The sequence below is a fragment of the Levilactobacillus angrenensis genome, assembly GCF_003946085.1.
GTDB lineage: Bacteria > Bacillota > Bacilli > Lactobacillales > Lactobacillaceae > Levilactobacillus > Levilactobacillus angrenensis.
Map to the genome: position 1 here is coordinate 1 of NZ_RHOB01000057.1, position 1572 is coordinate 1572.

At 48.7% G+C, this 1572-nt stretch carries 11 tRNA genes and 1 rRNA gene; all 12 read left to right on the forward strand.

What is annotated here, in order from left to right:
- Window positions 1–28 precede the first annotated feature (28 nt).
- The 12 genes from rrf (at window position 29) to EKM83_RS13180 (ending at window position 1217) form a co-directional block, all read left to right on the forward strand.
- Window positions 29–145 (forward strand): 5S ribosomal RNA (rrf, locus tag EKM83_RS13125).
- 6 nt (window positions 146–151) lie between these two features.
- Window positions 152–224: transfer RNA gene (locus EKM83_RS13130), tRNA-Asn, on the forward strand.
- Window positions 225–233: 9 nt separating this feature from the next.
- Window positions 234–324, forward strand: a tRNA-Ser gene (locus tag EKM83_RS13135).
- A 13-nt stretch (window positions 325–337) separates the two neighbouring features.
- A tRNA-Glu gene (locus EKM83_RS13140) sits at window positions 338–410 on the forward strand.
- A 4-nt stretch (window positions 411–414) separates the two neighbouring features.
- Window positions 415–487, forward strand: a tRNA-Val gene (locus tag EKM83_RS13145).
- A gap of 24 nt (window positions 488–511) precedes the next feature.
- Window positions 512–586, forward strand: a tRNA-Asp gene (locus EKM83_RS13150).
- A gap of 54 nt (window positions 587–640) precedes the next feature.
- Window positions 641–713 (forward strand) — tRNA-Phe (locus tag EKM83_RS13155).
- A 4-nt stretch (window positions 714–717) separates the two neighbouring features.
- A tRNA-Tyr gene (locus EKM83_RS13160) sits at window positions 718–800 on the forward strand.
- A gap of 7 nt (window positions 801–807) precedes the next feature.
- Window positions 808–878 (forward strand) — tRNA-Trp (locus tag EKM83_RS13165).
- Between the two features lie 14 nt (window positions 879–892).
- Window positions 893–965, forward strand: a tRNA-His gene (locus tag EKM83_RS13170).
- 58 nt (window positions 966–1023) lie between these two features.
- Window positions 1024–1094 (forward strand) — tRNA-Cys (locus EKM83_RS13175).
- A gap of 38 nt (window positions 1095–1132) precedes the next feature.
- Window positions 1133–1217, forward strand: a tRNA-Leu gene (locus tag EKM83_RS13180).
- The last annotated feature ends 355 nt before the right edge of the window (window positions 1218–1572 follow it).

Below are 1572 nucleotides of genomic sequence, written 5' to 3' on the forward strand. Positions count from 1 at the left end.
AGTTTTGAGGGAATAAGTTCTCTTATAGTGTGGTGGCGATAGCCTAAAGGATACACCCGTTCCCATGCCGAACACGGAAGTTAAGCTTTAGCACGCCGATAGTAGTTGGGGGATCGCCCCCTGCGAGGATAGGACGTTGCCACGCGATTATTCCGGCATAGCTCAGTTGGTAGAGCACCTGACTGTTAATCAGGTTGTCGACGGTTCGAGCCCGCCTGCCGGAGCTTTATAATGGAGAGTTGTCCGAGTGGCTGAAGGAGCAGCATTGGAAATGCTGTAAACGGGTACTAACCTGTTTCGAGGGTTCGAATCCCTCACTCTCCGTTTGAAATAGTATGACCCGTTGGTCAAGTGGTTTAAGACACCGCCCTTTCACGGCGGTAACATGGGTTCGAATCCCGTACGGGTCATTTTGGAGGATTAGCTCAGTTGGGAGAGCGTCTGCCTTACAAGCAGAGGGTCACAGGTTCGAGCCCTGTATCCTCCATAGGTAACATAACATTCTAATTATGGTCCGTTGGTCTAGTTGGTTTAGGACGCCTGCCTGTCACGCAGGAGATCACGAGTTCGAGTCTCGTACGGACCGTTGTTATGTTATTAATAATTTAATACACAACAAACATATTACATGATGGTATATGGCTCGGTAGCTCAGTCGGTAGAGCAATGGATTGAAGCTCCATGTGTCGGCGGTTCGATTCCGTCCCGCGCCATTATGGTGGGGTAGCGAAGTCTGGCTAAACGCGGCGGACTGTAAATCCGCTCCTTCGGGTTCGGTGGTTCGAATCCACTCCCCACCATCATTATAGGGATATAGTTCAATGGTAGAACAACGGTCTCCAAAACCGTCGATGTGGGTTCAACTCCTACTATCCCTGTTTGTAATGTGATGGCGGTATTGGTGAAGGGGTTAACACACCGGATTGTGGTTCCGGCACGCGTGGGTTCGATTCCCACATACCGCCCTAGATTGGGGCATCTTGATTTATTCAGCTGGTCCAGTCAGATTGGATAGGCGATTATGGTGGTATAGCCAAGTGGTAAGGCAGAGGTCTGCAAAACCTTCATCGTCGGTTCGAATCCGATTACCACCTTTGACTGGGTGTATCCAATCAATCTTTATGATTTTTTTGCCGGAGTGGCGGAACTGGCAGACGCGCTGGACTCAAAATCCAGTGACCGTTGAGGTCGTGTGGGTTCGAACCCCACCTCCGGTATCAGAAGTTTCATCTCGGGAGTCATCGCAATAGGCGATGGCTTTTTTTGTTGCTAGCCATGATCGTGGGGGACGCGTTCTCTGGTCTTGATGCGGCCGTTGACATCAGCTTAACGGTTCTAAAATATCTGTTGTTGGTAATCAACTTAATTGGTTACTGGCAGCGGATATTTGGCTCTTTGTCAACGGGTGTTGATGAGGATATTTCGGCTCTTTGTCAACTGTTGTTGGTAATCGGCTGTCTGAGGTTGCCTAATCGTATTATGATTAGGCAGCCTTTTTAATTCCGAATACTAGATGAATCCTTAATCTAAAGCTACTAAAACAACCGAATCCGTAGCTGACTCGCTTGATTA